Source organism: Salinicola sp. CPA57 (assembly GCF_003206035.1).
Classification (GTDB): Bacteria; Pseudomonadota; Gammaproteobacteria; order Pseudomonadales; family Halomonadaceae; genus Salinicola; species Salinicola socius.
Genome location: NZ_PZJR01000016.1, coordinates 75,757 through 91,386, shown reverse-complemented (window position 1 = coordinate 91,386; position 15,630 = coordinate 75,757). Strand labels below are relative to the sequence as shown.

Below are 15,630 nucleotides of genomic sequence, written 5' to 3'. Positions count from 1 at the left end.
CACGCTCCCCTCCAGCGATATCGAGCAGGCCAGGAGCATTCCATGCTGACCGCGATCCTGATCTATCTCGTGGTCGGTGCCGCCGCTGGCCTGATGGCGGGCGTTTTCGGTATCGGTGGTGGCATCGTCATCGTTCCCGCGCTGGTCTTTACCTTTCTGGCGCAAGGCTTCGATCCTTCTGTCGTCGCGCATCTGGCGGTGGGTACGTCGCTGGCGACGATCGTGGTCACCGGCGCCTCGTCGGCCTGGGGGCATTGGCGTCGCGGCAGCGTGCGTCGAGACTGGCTGCGGCTGATGATCCCGGGTCTGCTCGCAGGCGGCGTTCTCGGTGTGCTGCTGGCGTCGGCGCTACCCGGTCATGCGCTGACTCGGCTGTTTGGTGTCTTTGCGGTGGTGATGGCGCTGAAGATGCTGTTGACGCGACCGCCCGCGACTCAGGGGCAAGTGCCGCGACGCTGGCCAATGACGGCAGCCGGCGCCGTGATCGGCGGCGTCTCGACCCTGTTCGGTGTCGGCGGTGGGGTGATGTCGGTGCCCTGGCTGTCACGTTTCACCAGCCGGATGACGGAAGCGGTGGGAACGTCCTCGGCGATCGGTTTGCCGATCGCGCTGATCGGCACCGTCACCAATATCGCCGTGGGTTGGAGCGAGATGACGCTGCCGGCCGGCGCGACCGGCTATGTGATGTGGCCAGCCTTTCTCGGCCTGATGGCGACCAGCGTGCCGATGGCTCGAGTCGGCGTCAAAGTCGCCCATGCATTGCCTGCCAGAACGCTGCGACGTATCTTTGCCCTCCTGCTGATCGTGGTAGGGGTCAAGCTGATGATTGGCTGACTCGCGATCTGGACCATCCCGTAGCCAAGGAGAAAGCATGCTGGCTTACCCCGAGATCGATCCGGTGGCCGTTTCGTTGGGCCCGCTCAAGATTCACTGGTACGGGCTGATGTACGTCATCGGCTTCGTGGGAGCCTGGTGGTTGGGACGTCGACGTGCCGACCGCCTGGGACTGAAGCCCGATGACATCGGCGACATGCTGTTCTATGGCGCGCTGGGGGTCGTACTCGGCGGTCGTATCGGCTATGCGCTGTTCTACGGTTTCGATCGGTTTCTGGACAACCCGCTGTGGATCTTTCAGGTCTGGGACGGCGGCATGAGTTTTCACGGTGGCCTGCTGGGGGTGCTGCTGGCGGCGCTGTTGTTCGCGCGCAAGCATGGTCTGGCGTTCTTCCAGCTCACGGATTTCATCGCGCCGCTGGTACCGATCGGGCTCGGCGCAGGGCGTATCGGCAACTTCATCAACCATGAATTGCCGGGCCGCGTGACGGACGTCCCCTGGGCGCTCGTGTTTCCGGGGATGGGCGGGCAGGGGCGCCATCCCTCTTCGCTGTATCAGTTCTTTCTGGAAGGCGTCGTGCTGTTCGGGGTGCTGTGGATGGCGTCCTTGTCGCCTCGTCGACGCGGCTTCATCTCGGGCCTCTTCCTGATCTGCTATGGCGCGTTTCGATTCCTGTCCGAATTCTTCCGGCGCCCGGACCCGCAGCTCGGCTTTATCGCCTTCGACTGGCTGACCATGGGGCAGCTGTTGTCACTGCCGATGATTGTTGCCGGTATCGCGCTGATCGCCTGGTCGCGGCACAATGGCGTCGACGACGCTCGCGTGGGGCAGCCGGCAGCTCAAGCGTGACTCATCGAGTGCTTGGCCGCCGGATTCCTGGCGGTCTCAATTTTGAACAAGTGTCTTGACGGGCTTGCCGTATGTGGCGAGCCCGTCACCGGAAAGGAGCGTGCCCATGCGGCCTTATCTCGACTTGATGCAACGCGTGCTCGACAGCGGCGTTGAAAAAGCCGATCGCACCGGTGTCGGTACGCTGAGCGTGTTCGGGCAGCAGATGCGCTTCGATCTGCGCGAGGGGTTTCCGCTGGTGACCACCAAGAAGCTTCATCTGCGCTCGATCATTCACGAGCTGCTCTGGTTTCTGCGGGGCGAGACCAATATCGCCTATCTGCATGAGCACAACGTCACGATCTGGGACGAGTGGGCAGATGCCAGCGGCGATCTGGGTCCGGTCTACGGTTATCAGTGGCGCAGCTGGCCGTCGCCCGATGGTGAACATATCGATCAGATCGCCAAGGTGGTCGATCAGATTCGGCGTAATCCCGACTCCCGCCGGCACATCGTCTCGGCCTGGAATCCGGCCCTGGTCGATGAGATGGCGCTGCCGCCTTGCCATGCCCTGTTCCAGTTCTACGTCGCCAAAGGTGAGCTGTCCTGCCAGCTCTACCAGCGCAGCGCCGATATCTTTCTGGGCGTGCCGTTCAACATCGCAAGCTATGCGCTGCTGACCCACATGGTGGCGCAGGTCTGCGGGCTGAAGCCCGGCGACTTCGTGCACACGCTGGGCGATGCACATCTCTATCTCAATCACCTCGATCAGGCCCGGTTGCAGCTGTCGCGCGAACCGTTGGCGTTGCCGAGACTGAAGCTCAATCCCGCGATCGATGATCTGTTCGACTTCCGGTTCGACGATATCGCGATCGAGGGGTATGAATCCCACCCATCCATCAAGGCACCGATTGCCGTATGAGCGACGTGAAACCTTCGACGCGAGAAACGCCGATCGCGATGATCGCCGCGATGTCGTCCAACCGGGTCATTGGCGTCGATAATCGCCTGCCCTGGTATCTGCCGGAGGATCTGAAGCGCTTCAAATCTCTCACACTAGGCAAGCCGCTGGTGATGGGGCGCAAGACGTTCGAGTCGATTGGCCGGGCACTGCCGGGTCGGCTCAACATCGTGATCACGCGGGACCCGCACTACCAGCGCGAGGGCATCCGGGTCTGCCATTCGCTGGACGAGGCGTTGCGACTTGCCGATCATCAGGCGTTGATCGATGGCGCCGATGAGATCATGGTAATGGGCGGAGGAGAGATCTACGCGCAGGCACTGCCGGTGGCCACGAGACTCCATCTCACGGAGGTGGACGTCGAGCTCGAGGGTGATGCCTTTTTTCCGGCCTTCACGCGAGAAGAGTGGGAGGAGGCTGAACGCACCGTCAGGACGGGATCACCGGATTATGCTTTCGTCCAGTATCGTCGTAGGCTCGGTTCTGGCTGAGTCTGTGCTGGAAGCGTGCGTCCGAGAGGGATCGAGCGCCTGTCGTCAGGATGACCGGCGGCGTGTCCCGATGTCGATTGAGAGGACTTGAGAGGAGTTGTGCCGTGTTGACGGATCGAACACAGGCGCTCCTGGCTGCCATCGAGCACCAGGTCGAAGCGGGTCAAGCTGCTTTGGAAGCCGAGAAAGAGCGCTACAAGGCGCTGGAGGCGGAAAACCGGGCGCTGAAGGAGCGGCTGCTTGCGCTGGCGGAGCTGGACCCCTTGATGGTCAAGGGGCACGATCATAACGAAGATCCGGATGGCGGAACTCGCGCCCGTGGGCTGGGTAATCTGGCGTTCCGACGGCCCCGGCCGAAACTGGACGAGACGCCCGCTGGCCGCTCCAGCCAGACGATTTCGCCACTGCAGCGGCTGACATCGTCGTCCAGCGGGACGCCAGGCGAACCGCCGGCTGCGCATCACCCAGAGACCCGGTTGACCGAGAGGGCTGAGATCGAAGGCGACGCGCACCCGACGATTGAGGAAGGGACGTTAGCTTTCGAATCGCGCCCACCCGAGGAGCCGGGGGACTTTGCGCCGTCGATGCCGGATGCCGGGCAGCCACAGAACTCGCTGGCGTTTGGTGCAGAACACGAGGCGCCTTCGCCGCACTCGCTGCTCGCCCAGTGGTACAAGCGTTACCCGAAAACGTTCTTCAAGGGCCACACGCGGCCGTTGAAGACCGGCATTCATCTCGAATTGTGTGAAGTGGAGCCCTGGCCCGAGAAGCTGGTTCGCCGCGCGCTGGCCTGTTACGTGCATCTGCCACGCTATCTGAAATCGGTCCGGGAGGATGCGCGGCGTGTCGGCATGGACGGTGAAGATTGCGAGGCCGTCACCGCAGAGGAAGCCAAGCACGCCAAGCGGCAGCTGGAGGCCTTGCAGAAAAAACAGAAAACGCGTGAAACGCAGCAGCGATCCGAAAAGCTGGATCGCAAGATTGGCGCGTTGCTGGCCAAGCACGGCCAGCAGCCTCAGGAGTAGCGACGTGGTCGGATGAGCATCACGTCGCGCTGGAGAAGACAGGTCGACAGCAGCCGTTGGCGTTAGACCAGAGCATTTGGCAGTAAACTTTAGTCTCGTTCTGGCGCCAGGCTGTCAAATGTTCTACCGCTTTTCCTTGCCGAGCGGTGGGGTGTCATGGGATTGTCACCGCCCGAGGCTAGGCTGCGAGCGCCCGACAACTTCGTAGTTATCACCAGCATAGGTGAGAGCGACGGAGGCGAGAAGACGCCGCGACGGGAACGAAAACAGTGTTTTTTTCTTGTTGCGTTCCTCCAACGTCCAGTATAAGGTTTCTGGGCGAGCATTGGACAATAACAAGGCTTCTAAGTTCCACAGCCGTCATTCGTTCGCGTGACGATGCTGGTTGAAGGTGCCGAAGCCGACTGCATCTGCAGACACGATCGAACAGTAAGCTAGTTAAGGAACCTATCGCGATGAAAAAGACGCTCTTAGCGACTGCTATTGCTGGTGCCCTGGGCGCCTCCGCCGCTGCCCAGGCAGCGACTGTCTACAACCAGGACGGCACGCAGCTCGACATCTACGGCAACATCCAGATTGCCTACAAAAATGTCAAAAACGAACGCGGTAACTTCGAAGACGAAGTCTTCGACAACGGTTCGACCATCGGTTTCTCCGGCCAGCACATCATCAACCCGGGCCTGACCGGCTACTTCAAGGCCGAGTTCGAGCACCAGGCTGACGAAGAGAAGTCCAACGGTGGCATCAACGATGGTGACCAGGCCTACCTGGGTCTGAAGGGCAACTTCGGTGACGCACGTCTGGGCTCCTGGGATCCGCTGATGGATGACTGGATTGCAGATCCGATCTCCAACAACGAGTACTTCGACGTTAGCGACTCCAGTGGTGCAGCCCTTGACCCGTTCAATGGCGATGAAAGTATCTACGGCACCGACGACCGTGAAGGCGACAAGTTCCAGTACATGTCCCCGGTCTGGGCTGGCCTGCAGTTCGCCGTCGGTAGCCAGTACAAGGGCGACGCCGAAGAAGAAAACATTCGCAATGACAGCAACGCTTCTTTCTATACCGGTCTGAAGTACGCTGTTGGCGCATTCTCCATCGCGGGTGTCTATGATGACCTCGATAACTACGATGGTCAGTACGCGAACGGTGAAACTTACGAGTCCGGCGATCAGTACGGTATCACCGCTCAGTACACCATCGATGCGCTGCGTCTGGCTGCCAAGGCCGAGCGTTTCGACAGCGAGCAGGGCGATGCCGACGCTGACTTCTACGCGCTGGGCGCTCGCTACGGCTACGGCTTCGGTGATGTCTACGGTGCCTACCAGTACATCAAGACTGATGATGGCTCCGAGTACCTCAACGGTGATGACACGGCCAACGAAATCGTCGGCGGTGTGACGTACAACATCTCTCCGGCGATGTACACCTTCATCGAAGGCGCGCTGCGTGACCGTAACGAAGACGAAGGCGACGGCGTTGCTGTCGGTGCCGTCTACAGCTTCTAAGCTGATCCCGTGCGAGTGGCCGCTTGAGCCACTCTATCGAACGAAGCCGGCCTCAGGGCCGGCTTTTTCGTGGGTGAAAGATATTAGGCGATGGCGCGTCGACAACCATTTTCAGCCCTTGAATAGTCCCATCGCTGTGCAACCGCCCGGCTTCGCCCTTCACTCTGCGTTTCATTCCTTTGTCCTGTCTGGCACTTCCCACCCTGACCTTTGTTCAGATGTCATTTCCGTGACGGGCTGGTAATCTCTCGTTGAGCGGACGTTCGATAATGATGGAGCGTCACGCGCCGGTAACAGGTCTGTCGTATAACAACGTTTTCCGCCGGCCGGTATTTTGCTAACCGGGTGGTGGATCGACAAACAACAGGAGACCTTCGATGACCCTTTCCCGTCGTCGCTTCTTGCAGGGCGCTGCGGCTGCCAGTGCCGCCGCTTCGGTACCGTTCTATATCAATCGCGCCTTCGCCCAGGATCAGGTGCTGCGCATTTATGCCTGGGCGGGCTATTTCACCGATGAAATGCTGTCGGATTTCACGGCCAAGACGGGCATCAAGGCGACGTTTACCCCTTACGGCACCAATGACGAACTGATGAATTCGTTGCGGGCCACCGATGGCTCCGGATTCGACGTGATCATGCCGACCGTGGACCGCGTCCCGGGTTATCTGGATTACCAGCTGATTCAGCCGCTGGATACGTCACGCATTCACTGGGATGGCTGCCTGGATACCGCGTTGAAGGGATCGGAAGTCGGTGGAATGGTCGACGGCAAGCGCTATTTCGCGCCGTCGGACTGGGGCACCGAGGCCATCGCCTACAACACACGGTACACGGATATCGACCGCGCCCAGCTGAGTTACGGTGATCTCTGGAACCCGGAAATCGGCCCTGGGGTGACGGTACGCGCGCATTCCGCCCTGGTGGGCATCGGCCTGTGGCTGGAAGCGCAGGGCAAGCTTCCCAGGCCATTGCTCGAGTCGTTCAAGACCGAAGAAGCGATGCGTGCCAACTTCGATGTCATTCTGGCCGAGGCCGTCAAGCACAAGGACATGGTGATCCAGTTCTGGTCGACCGAGAACGAAGCGCAGGGTGCTTTCCGTACCAACGGCGCCATGATCGGCCAGACATGGGACAGCACCGCCTTCCGGCTACAGACCGAAGGCGAGCCGATCGCCTACGGCGCACCCAAGGAAGGGGCGCTGGCGTGGATGGAGGGGTTCGTGATTCCCCAAAATGCGCGCAATGTCGATGCGGTTTACGAGCTGATCAACTGGTACTACACCCCGGAAGCGGGAGCGATGTTCGTCAAGTCCACCGGTTATAACTCGACGGCGGTGGGTGCCGAGGATCTGTTGCCAGAAGCGACGCGTCAGTTCTTCCAGAACTCCTACACTCAGCAGGATCTGGACAATCTGTGGTGGTGGCCGGTCCAGGATCCCTGGTATGTGGCGTTGCGCAACGAATATCAGGACCGTTATCTGTCGGCTTGATTGCACGGCTGTCGAGCGTCATTTTGCTAATGACGAACGCGATTCACGTTTTCGAACGACGAGCGCCACCCATGCTCATTGTCAGCCGGTCTCGAGGGGAATGTCGCACGATATTCGGACTCGAGACGCTGACCGTCAGCGAACGTTCAATGGCGGATAGGCAGCCGAATTACTCGAAGAGGGCGTCATGGACGGTCGCGTATCCTTGAACCAAGTCGCGATGCGGTTTGGTGATTTCACGGCGATTCAGCCGACTTCTCTGGAGATCGAGTCAGGCGAGTTCTTCAGCTTTCTTGGCCCCTCCGGCTGCGGCAAGACCACGCTGTTGAACCTGATCAGCGGGTTTCTGACTCCCAGCGAAGGCAGCGTTGCCATCGGCGGCACCGATATGACCCGCGTGCCGGTCAACCGGCGACCTACCGCAATGATTTTCCAGAATCTGGCGCTTTTTCCGCTGATGAGCGTCTATCAGAATATCGAGTTCGGGCTGGAAGTTCGCGGTATCGATCGTCGCGAGCGCCGTCGTAGAGCGGATGAATTGCTCGAGCTGGTAGCCCTGGTCGGTAGTGGTGACAAGCCGGTTGTCGAGCTCTCCGGTGGTCAGAAGCAGCGGATTGCGATCGCGCGTGCGCTGGCGGTCGAGCCGCGCGTCCTGTTGCTGGACGAGCCGCTATCGGCGCTGGATCTCAAGCTGCGCCAGCATATGCGGACCGAACTCAAGGCGATTCAACGCAAGACCGGTATTACCTTCATCTATATTACCCACGATCAGGGCGAAGCGCTGACCATGTCCGACCGGGTTGCCGTGATGTCCGAGGGGCGAATCCAGCAGGTCGCCGATCCGATGACGCTATACCGGCAGCCGGCAACGGATTTCGTCGCCAATTTCGTGGGTGAAACCAACTGCTTTCCGGGGTGCGTCACGGTGGTAGCGGGCGAGATGGTGACGCTGGAGGCCGGGTTGGCGCTACCGTTGATCGGACGTTCCAGCAGCCCGCTCAAACCCGGCGATGAGGCGACACTCTATGTGCGGCCCGAGCAGTGGCAAGTTGGGGGTATCAACGAGACGCATCTGCCGCTCCTCGGGGTGGTCCGGAGCGAGCACTTCGAAGGCGCGTGGCTGACGCTGGAAATCGCTCTGGATCAGGGGCCGACGGTTCGCGCGCACGTGCCACATGCCGGGGCAGGCGTTGGCCTCGACGATCAACTGGCCGTGGGGGACGTTTGCCGGCTGGACCATTCGCCTCATCAGGCCATCGTGCTGCCGGGTGCCAAGGTGGAAGCATCGCGCGAGGAGGCCGTCGATGTGGCAGCAACTGCGTAATCGCTTCGGACTCCCGCTGACCATGGCCATCGTCTCGCTGCTGGGAATCTGGCTGATCGCGATGGTGTTGCTGCCGCAATGGCAGATGGTCGACTACTCGTTTCACCCGTCGCTGCTGCCGGCCGAGCGTGGGGGCGTGAAGGATGTCTGGTCGTTGACCAACTACGCGACCTTTTTCAATAACGACATTCATCTGGCGATCTTCTTCAAGACGATCTGGTCGAGCGTTCTCGTCACCGGGCTGACGCTCATCGTCAGCTATCCGCTGGCCTACTATCTGGCCAAGGTCGCGACGCCTGGCCAGGCGGCGCTGTGTCTGCTGTTGTTGATCATCCCGTTCTGGATCAACGAAATTCTGCGTACCTTTGCCTGGTACATCATCTTCGCGTTTCGCGGCCCGCTCAACGAGCTGCTGTTCGCACTGGGCTTGATCGATCGTCCGATCCGCTTTCTCAGTGGAGATTTAGGCGTGCTGGTGGGCATGGTCTATGCCTACATTCTGTTCATGGTCTTTCCGCTCTACAACGCCATCGAAAGCCTCGACGCCAATCAGATTCGGGCGGCGAGGGATCTGGGGGCAGGGTGGGGTCGAACCCATCGGCGTATCGTGATTCCCCACGCCAAGCCCGGTATCGCCACCGGCTGCATCATGACGTTCATGCTGGCGGCAGGCAGTTACGCGGTACCGGCGCTGCTGGGATCGCCGGGCAGTCGCTGGTTCACGCAGATCATCTACAACTGGTTCTTCGAGGGCGGTGACTGGAATCAGGGGGCCGCCTACGCCTTTCTGCTGCTGGTGCTGTGTATCGTCTTCGTCACCGTCATCATGCGGGTTTTCAAGGTCGGCCTCGGCGACATCGCTAAATAGACCATGCCAAACAGGAACAGCGTTTCATGAGCTCTTCGCGATTCTTCTCCTGGGCGCTCAAGGCCTATCTGCTGGTTTTCTTCATCTATCTGTTTCTGCCGCTGATCATCATGGCGGCAGCGACGTTCAACGAGAGCCGTTTTCCCACCGTCACCCCGTGGACCGGTACCACGCTGCGGTGGTTCTCGGCGCTGTGGGCGGACAGTGGCATGTGGAACTCGCTGGTCAACAGCCTGCTGGTGGCCGCTGGCGTGCTGTGCCTGGCGCTCCCCATCGGCGTGGCCAGTGCGCTTTTCCTGACCACGGTCGAGGGCCGCGGCAAATCCTTCATCTATGCGCTGATTCTGTCGCCACTATTGACGCCGGGCGTGATCATCGGCATCTCGACGCTGATTTTCTGGCGCGGCTGGGGCGTGAATGGCGGTATCGCGCTGACCATCATTGCCCAGAGCGCCTTCATCGCGGCCTACGTCATGCTGATGGTGGCGGCTCGGCTTCAGCGCTTCGATCGCACGCTGGAGCGCGCGGCCCTGGACCTGGGGGCCAGCCAGTGGCAGACGTTCCGTCGAATTCTGCTGCCCTATCTCAGGCCGGCGATTCTGTCGGCGGCGGTGCTGGCGTTCCTGCAGTCGCTGGAGAACTACAACACCACGCTGTTCGTCGCCGGTTATGACACCACGCTGACGATCTACATTGCCTCCAAGGTCCGCACCGGCCTGACGCCAGCAGTCAACGCGCTGGCGCTGCTGATGATCCTGTTCACCGTCGGACTGGCGATGATCTATGAGTTCAAGCGCCGGCGCGAAGCTGCCCGGCGTATCGTCTGAGGGATCGAATGCCATCTGGAGCCGGCGCCTACTGGTGCGTCAATCGCACCAGACGATGACGCAATTCCGGATCGAACAGTGCCCGGCTGCGCATCTGCAGGCGTGGCAACGTATCGTCGTAGAACAGGTGCTCGTTCTCGACACGTAGCCAACCTTGCTGCTCAAGTGTCTCCAGCATCCCGCTGAACAGCCGCTTGTCGAAAAACTCCGGTGCGTTGAGTCCTGCCAGCAGTGTCAGTCGCTCGGCCAGTTGACGACTGTGCTCTTCAAGCGCTTCCCGGGTCAGGTCGCCGCTGGGATAGCGCAGCAGCGACGCCAGCAGCAGATAGGCGCGCTCCAGCGTGGGCTGCACCGGCTGGCCCAGCAGTCTCAAATGTTCGCTGGACTCGAGATGTCCCGGTTGTCGGCGCCAGCCGTTGGCGGTGGCTTGCAGCAGGCCTTCCTCCGTCAGTGCCGCCAGCGTGGAAGCCAGGCGCTCGCGGGGATCGTTCGGCGGCGCGAAATAGAGTTCTCGCGCCAGTAACGGCCAGGCCGGCGACAGCAGCGTATCGAGATCGTCCAGCGAGAAGGCAGCGTTGTTGCGAAAGGCGAATGCCACCAGCCCCAGATGCATGAAGAGATGCAGAACGTTGTTGCGATACCAGGTCAGGAGCGTTGCCTGTTCCGGACGTGCGGTGATCAATTCGCCAAGCGCCTGCGGCTGCCGGGTGACGAAACCCAGGCTGACCGCTTGATCGATCCAGTCGGCAGGCTCGCCTGTCGGCAACTGACAGCGCTGGCTGCCGGGCAAGTTTTTCTGAAGCCTGACCAGCAGGCCGATATGGTTCGCCAACAGGTCGGATTCGATGGTGTGGTGCGGGGTGGCCAGCAACGTCATCGCCACCAGCGAGACGGCATTGAGACTGGCGGCATCGTTGATCCGCCGGGCCAGCGTTTCCCCGAGTAGCGGGACGGCTCGACTCAACCATTCCGGGCGCGCCGAAACGGGATCGTCCTGCCATCCGGGAACCGTTTCACTCAGGAAACCCGCCAGCGACAGGGGTTCCCCCACGCTTACCGTGACCCGGCCATGGGGCTCGCGTAGATGCTTGAGGACCCGCAGCAGGTCGAGCGGAGACTCCTTCTTCTTTTTACCGCCGCGTAACTCGCGCAGATAGCTGTTGCTTTCCAGGACTCTTTCGTAACCCACGTAGACCGGCACGAAAGCGACGTCGCGGATCGCATCCCGGGCAAACGAGCGCAATGTCATTGCCAGCATGCCGGGGCGCGGAGAGAGCATTCGACCGGTTCGCGAGCGGCCGCCTTCGATGAAATACTCCAGCGGATGACCCCGGGCGATCAGGCGGTGCAGATACTCGTTGAAGACCGCCGCATAGAGGCGGTTGTCCTTGAAGCTGCGGCGCAGGAAGAACGCCCCGCCACGCCGCAGCAACGCGCCGATGACCGGCATGTCGAGATTGCGGCCCGCGGCAATGTGCGGCGGCATCAAGCCCTCGCGGTAGAGCACGTAGGAGAGCAGCAGATAGTCGATATGGCTGCGATGGCAAGGAACGTAGATGAGCGTGCGCTCGCCGGCGATGGCCTTGACCGCGTCGAGGCCGTGTACATCGACGCCATCGTAGAGGCGGTTCCACAGCCGCTTTAGCAGTTCATAGCAGAAGCGCAGCATCGGATACGACATGTTGGAGGCAATTTCGCGGGCGTAACGCTCGGCGCGGCGGTGTTCACGCGCCGGCGTGCTGCGATTGGCCGCGACTGCCTCCAGCACCGCTGCCTGGACCGGCCGGCTGTCGACCACGCCACGCATCAGCGTGCGGTGATGCGATATATCCGGTCCCAGCACTCTTGCTCGAATGCGTCGGAAGTGAACGCGCAGTACCCGGGCAACCTTGCGCTGGGTCAAGGTGACGGCCGGGTCGTCGATCAGCGGCCTTAGCCGGATCGGCTCTCCGAAGTGCGCTTCCAGATGACGGCCGTTGACGGCCACCGACAGCAGTCGGCGTAAACGCCCGCTCCAGGCCCAGTCGTCGGCGGCCATCATCTTCCAGAAGCCGAAATCCTTGCCGGGTGCGCGACTCCAGAACACGCTGACCGGCACCAATTGGGCGTCCAGGGTGGTGTCGTTGTCGAGCGCATCCAGCAACTGCTGCAGATGAGCCGAATGCTGGCCTCGAATTCTCCCGCGGCTCCCCCGCAAACGCGGCAGTGCGAAGCAGCCGGGAAGCAGGGCGCGGTCCAATGAGTGCCATTCACCAGCGCCGGGGAGATCGAGATCCCGGGTCAGGCGTTCGACAGCCAGCTCGTCGGTCAGCGAAGGGCGGGCGATGACATAGAAAGTCGGCAGCGTGGCATCGAGCGCGAAGGGTTCCGGCTCGACCAGGCGAAAGGCAAGCCAGCGATCGAGCACGCGACTGACCAGGCGATGCCACAGTCGTTGAAGTTCAATCACGATCGTTGAATCCCCTGGTCATTGCATCTCCGAACATTGGAAGCCTTGTTCCTTGAAGTCTCAAAAGCGCCGGCATCGAGACAATTTCGTCCGCAAAACGTCCGAGTATAGCGACAAGCCTGGCCGGCAGCGATGACCCCAAACGACCCGCTTTCCTTGTCACCGTAAACGTGCGTCAATCGTCGGCGACCAAGGAGGCGGCAGTTGATGCAAGTGACGTGGAGGGACGGCAACCGATTCGAACTGTTGCCGGAAGGCAAGCGGTTCTGGCCGGCCATGCGAGAGGCCATCGAAGGCGCTCAGCGCCATTTGTGGATCGAACTCTACCTGATGGAATCGGGCTCTCTGGCCGAGCGCTTCATCGATGCCCTGGCAGCGGCGTCGGCGCGCGGGGTCGAGGTCAAGCTGATGCTCGATGGCGTCGGCAGCATGGGCCTGACGAACAGCGATCGGCAGCGATTGCGGGATGGCGGGGTCGAGCTGCGATTCTTCAATCCGCTGTCGGTGACGCGGTTGGGCGGCAATCTGATGCGCGATCATCGCAAGCTCGTTATCGTCGATGGCGTCACCGCGTTTACCGGTGGTTTCGGCATCGTCGACGAGTTCGTCGACGCCTGGTACGAGGTCGCCGTGCGCATTCAGGGGCCGGTTGTCGAGGACTGGATGCGGTTGTTCGCCCAGGTCTGGGATTCTCCGCTGACCAGAGGCGGAGGGACGCGAACGCGCTTGTCGCGATCGATTCCGGTGGCTTCATTGCCGACCGAGCCCGTCGCCGGCGGCATGCGCGGTCGCGCCATTTGGGGGCGGGGACATCGTTATCAGGCGATTCGGGTCTCGCTTCAGGGACGCATCGGCACCGCCCATCGCAGGCTGTGGTTGTGTACGCCCTATTTCGTGCCGACGCTCAGCCTTCGCCGGGCGCTGGCTCGCGCTGCGCGCCGCGGTATCGATGTGCGCCTGTTGTTGGCAGGCGGCCACCACGATCATCCGGGCGTTCGCTACGCCGGTCAGCGGTTCTACGGTCGACTGCTCAAGGCGGGCGTCAGGATCTATGAATTCCAGCCCAATTTCATTCACGCCAAGTTCAGCGTCGTCGACGACTGGGTATCGCTGGGATCGTGCAACTTCGACCACTGGAGTCTGCAGTGGAATCTGGAAGCCAACCAGGAGATCGATGATGCCGACTTTGCCGCGGAGATCGCGCAGCTTTTCGAGCGCAACTTTGCCGCCAGTGAGCGTATCGATGCCGCAAGCTGGGCCGAGCGATCGTGGGTCCAGCGAGGGAGAGAATGGCTGTTCGGCACGCTCAATGCCTGGGTGACGCGACTCAAGTAGATCGCCGCCGACACCGCCATCGAGCGGCTCCGGCGGAGCCGCTGGCGAGACACGGTCAGCGCTGTCTCAGCGCTTGCGGCCGCGCTTGCGCCCGCCGGACGAGGCCTTGCCTGCCGCCTTGCCCTTGTTCTTGCCCCCAGAGGGTTCCGGTGGCACCCGAAAATGCAGGTAGAGATCCAGCGTCAGCTCCGGCAGCTGGCGCGCCAGGGCGACGAACTGTTCGTCCTCGGCGATCATTTCCTCGATCTCCGGCTCGTCATCGAACAATCCCGATAGCGCCATGAACGGCAGCAGCAGGGCGGCCACGTGTGATTCATCCTGCGAGAACCAGGCTCCTTCGTCGAGAAAGACGCCTTGCATGAATCCGGCGCACCAATCCTCGATGGCGGCAGCCATCTCGCCGGCCTCGTCGAGCTCGGTGTCGAACGGCAGCTCGACCCAGTGTCCGCGCTCCAGAATGCTGCCGGCATTGCTCTTGAGCGTCTCCAGCAGGCCCAGAATCTCATCGCGCTCATCGACGCTGTCGAACGGCGGCTCTCCTTCGAACAGCTCGGCGATCCACTGTTTAGGTTCGATGTCGCGAGGAGAGACAGCCAGCGCAACCAGATAGCCGTGGGCGGCGATAACATCGGGCGCTTGTTCACCGAGGCGTTCGTCGTCCAGGTAGTCATCGAGGCGCGCCAGCGCATCGTCGCCCAGAGGCGGTTGGCTTTCGATGGCGTCATCCGGTGATTCGGACGAGAGGTCAGGCATGCGGCGCTCCAGATCATGGCGATATGAATGTATGGACAACCTGAATCTTGCAAAGGCTCAATGGGCTGGACGCCCGTTCATGTCCCCGGCATTCTATCATCCCATGACCCATCTGCGTTCCTCTCCTGCCTCTCCCGCGCTCGGCCAAAGTGATGCCCAGGCGCTGGCTGCGCTTGATCATGCCTCGCTGGAAGAGGCGTTGCTGCACCGAGCCGACGCTGCCTGGCGGCTCGCTCGCGAAGTGCATCCTGAATTACCGAGACCCGGAATCTGGTTCGATCTACGCGGCAGAAGCGCCGGGCAGGCGCATTACCAGCGCGGCGGACTGCGCTTCAATCGAACGCTGCTGCGCGAAAACAGGCAGGCCTTCATGGACGAGATCGTGCCTCATGAAATGGCGCACTGGCTGGTCTTTCATCTCGAGGATGGAGCCAAAGCCCGACCCCACGGGCATGAGTGGCAGAGCGTGATGCGCAAGCTCTATGGGCTGACGCCGGTCACCACGCATCGTTTCGATGTGACTCGCGCCAGCCCCGCGCCTTACTGTTATCGCTGTCGCTGCGAGACACTGCATCGCTTCACCGGTCGCCGTCATGCACAGGTGTCGAAAGGGATGCGCTATCGTTGTCGTCATTGTCGCGCGACATTGACGTTTGCCTATCGGGAAGCGTCGGGATAACGCCGGCGCGTTCGGCTCGCAGCCATCGCCAAGCCTGAAACCGCGTGCGTCTGCCAGCCACTGACAGCGCCCGGTTCCGGAGGATTGGCCGAATCGGGGACGCTTGCCGAAACATATTGAGACGAAGGTCTAATAGGGGGTGGCCGGTGCCGTCGTTATATGCTGACCGACTTGACCGTCGATGGTCTATCACCTTGAGCCGGCTAGGCTTTCACCGTCGAACGAGTACGAACGCAGCACGATCAACAGGGAGTCTG

At 61.4% G+C, this 15,630-nt stretch carries 14 protein-coding genes; 12 read left to right on the top strand and 2 right to left on the bottom strand.

The features are described 5' to 3' along the window. Positions 1-42 precede the first annotated feature (42 nt). From DOM36_RS17120 to DOM36_RS17075, 10 genes are all read left to right on the top strand, one after another. On the top strand, positions 43-834 hold the full coding sequence (locus DOM36_RS17120; protein ID WP_075571201.1) for a sulfite exporter TauE/SafE family protein: 792 nt from the start codon (positions 43-45) through the stop codon (positions 832-834). Positions 835-871: 37 nt separating this feature from the next. Beyond that, positions 872-1,684 (top strand): prolipoprotein diacylglyceryl transferase, encoded by an 813-nt coding sequence (lgt, locus tag DOM36_RS17115; RefSeq protein WP_075571200.1) that lies wholly within the window; start codon positions 872-874, stop codon positions 1,682-1,684. 106 nt (positions 1,685-1,790) lie between these two features. Next, complete coding sequence (locus DOM36_RS17110; protein WP_110643803.1) at positions 1,791-2,585, top strand: thymidylate synthase; 795 nt, start codon at positions 1,791-1,793, stop codon at positions 2,583-2,585. Next, on the top strand, positions 2,582-3,115 hold the full coding sequence (locus tag DOM36_RS17105; protein ID WP_110643802.1) for a dihydrofolate reductase: 534 nt from the start codon (positions 2,582-2,584) through the stop codon (positions 3,113-3,115). The genes DOM36_RS17110 and DOM36_RS17105 overlap by 4 nt, the downstream gene beginning before the upstream one ends. A gap of 104 nt (positions 3,116-3,219) precedes the next feature. Next, entirely contained in the window at positions 3,220-4,140 is a 921-nt protein-coding gene (locus DOM36_RS20520) for a ProQ/FINO family protein (protein WP_232823904.1), read from the top strand. 455 nt (positions 4,141-4,595) lie between these two features. Continuing rightward, positions 4,596-5,648, top strand: a complete 1,053-nt coding sequence (locus DOM36_RS17095) for a porin (RefSeq protein ID WP_110643801.1) — start codon at positions 4,596-4,598, stop codon at positions 5,646-5,648. A 377-nt stretch (positions 5,649-6,025) separates the two neighbouring features. Further along, positions 6,026-7,138, top strand: a complete 1,113-nt coding sequence (locus tag DOM36_RS17090) for an extracellular solute-binding protein (RefSeq protein WP_075571195.1) — start codon at positions 6,026-6,028, stop codon at positions 7,136-7,138. A 187-nt stretch (positions 7,139-7,325) separates the two neighbouring features. Then, positions 7,326-8,462: an ABC transporter ATP-binding protein gene (locus DOM36_RS17085; RefSeq protein WP_075571194.1), complete on the top strand. Its 1,137-nt coding sequence runs from the start codon at positions 7,326-7,328 to the stop codon at positions 8,460-8,462. Then, entirely contained in the window at positions 8,443-9,330 is an 888-nt protein-coding gene (locus tag DOM36_RS17080) for an ABC transporter permease (protein WP_075571193.1), read from the top strand. The genes DOM36_RS17085 and DOM36_RS17080 overlap by 20 nt, the downstream gene beginning before the upstream one ends. 26 nt (positions 9,331-9,356) lie before the next feature. After that, complete coding sequence (locus DOM36_RS17075; protein WP_075571192.1) at positions 9,357-10,157, top strand: ABC transporter permease; 801 nt, start codon at positions 9,357-9,359, stop codon at positions 10,155-10,157. A 28-nt stretch (positions 10,158-10,185) separates the two neighbouring features. Here the strand turns inward: DOM36_RS17075 and plsB are convergent, their stop codons facing one another. Then, a complete protein-coding gene (gene plsB, locus DOM36_RS17070; RefSeq protein ID WP_075571191.1) occupies positions 10,186-12,606 on the bottom strand; it encodes a glycerol-3-phosphate 1-O-acyltransferase PlsB in 2,421 nt (806 codons plus the stop codon). A 207-nt stretch (positions 12,607-12,813) separates the two neighbouring features. On the opposite strand from plsB, the gene DOM36_RS17065 reads away from it, so the two are divergent. Further along, a complete protein-coding gene (locus tag DOM36_RS17065) occupies positions 12,814-13,941 on the top strand; it encodes a phosphatidylserine/phosphatidylglycerophosphate/cardiolipin synthase family protein (protein WP_110643799.1) in 1,128 nt (375 codons plus the stop codon). A 66-nt stretch (positions 13,942-14,007) separates the two neighbouring features. On the opposite strand, the gene DOM36_RS17060 is transcribed toward DOM36_RS17065, so the two are convergent. Next, a complete protein-coding gene (locus tag DOM36_RS17060; RefSeq protein ID WP_075571189.1) occupies positions 14,008-14,694 on the bottom strand; it encodes a YecA family protein in 687 nt (228 codons plus the stop codon). A gap of 79 nt (positions 14,695-14,773) precedes the next feature. On the opposite strand from DOM36_RS17060, the gene DOM36_RS17055 reads away from it, so the two are divergent. Next, positions 14,774-15,373 (top strand): SprT-like domain-containing protein, encoded by a 600-nt coding sequence (locus DOM36_RS17055; RefSeq protein WP_232823903.1) that lies wholly within the window; start codon positions 14,774-14,776, stop codon positions 15,371-15,373. Positions 15,374-15,630: the final 257 nt, after the last annotated feature.

Bases quoted from the DNA above. Each gene is read 5' to 3' on its own strand.
- lgt (WP_075571200.1), top strand. From the start codon at position 872: ATGCTGGCTTACCCCGAGATCGATCCGGTGGCCGTTTCGTTGGGCCCG.
- DOM36_RS17075 (WP_075571192.1), top strand. From the start codon at position 9,357: ATGAGCTCTTCGCGATTCTTCTCCTGGGCGCTCAAGGCCTATCTGCTG.
- DOM36_RS17105 (WP_110643802.1), top strand. From the start codon at position 2,582: ATGAGCGACGTGAAACCTTCGACGCGAGAAACGCCGATCGCGATGATC.
- DOM36_RS17055 (WP_232823903.1), top strand. From the start codon at position 14,774: ATGTCCCCGGCATTCTATCATCCCATGACCCATCTGCGTTCCTCTCCT.
- DOM36_RS17080 (WP_075571193.1), top strand. From the start codon at position 8,443: ATGTGGCAGCAACTGCGTAATCGCTTCGGACTCCCGCTGACCATGGCC.
- DOM36_RS17090 (WP_075571195.1), top strand. From the start codon at position 6,026: ATGACCCTTTCCCGTCGTCGCTTCTTGCAGGGCGCTGCGGCTGCCAGT.
- DOM36_RS17120 (WP_075571201.1), top strand. From the start codon at position 43: ATGCTGACCGCGATCCTGATCTATCTCGTGGTCGGTGCCGCCGCTGGC.
- DOM36_RS17110 (WP_110643803.1), top strand. From the start codon at position 1,791: ATGCGGCCTTATCTCGACTTGATGCAACGCGTGCTCGACAGCGGCGTT.
- DOM36_RS17085 (WP_075571194.1), top strand. From the start codon at position 7,326: ATGGACGGTCGCGTATCCTTGAACCAAGTCGCGATGCGGTTTGGTGAT.
- DOM36_RS17060 (WP_075571189.1), bottom strand. From the start codon at position 14,694: ATGCCTGACCTCTCGTCCGAATCACCGGATGACGCCATCGAAAGCCAA.
- DOM36_RS17095 (WP_110643801.1), top strand. From the start codon at position 4,596: ATGAAAAAGACGCTCTTAGCGACTGCTATTGCTGGTGCCCTGGGCGCC.
- DOM36_RS17065 (WP_110643799.1), top strand. From the start codon at position 12,814: ATGCAAGTGACGTGGAGGGACGGCAACCGATTCGAACTGTTGCCGGAA.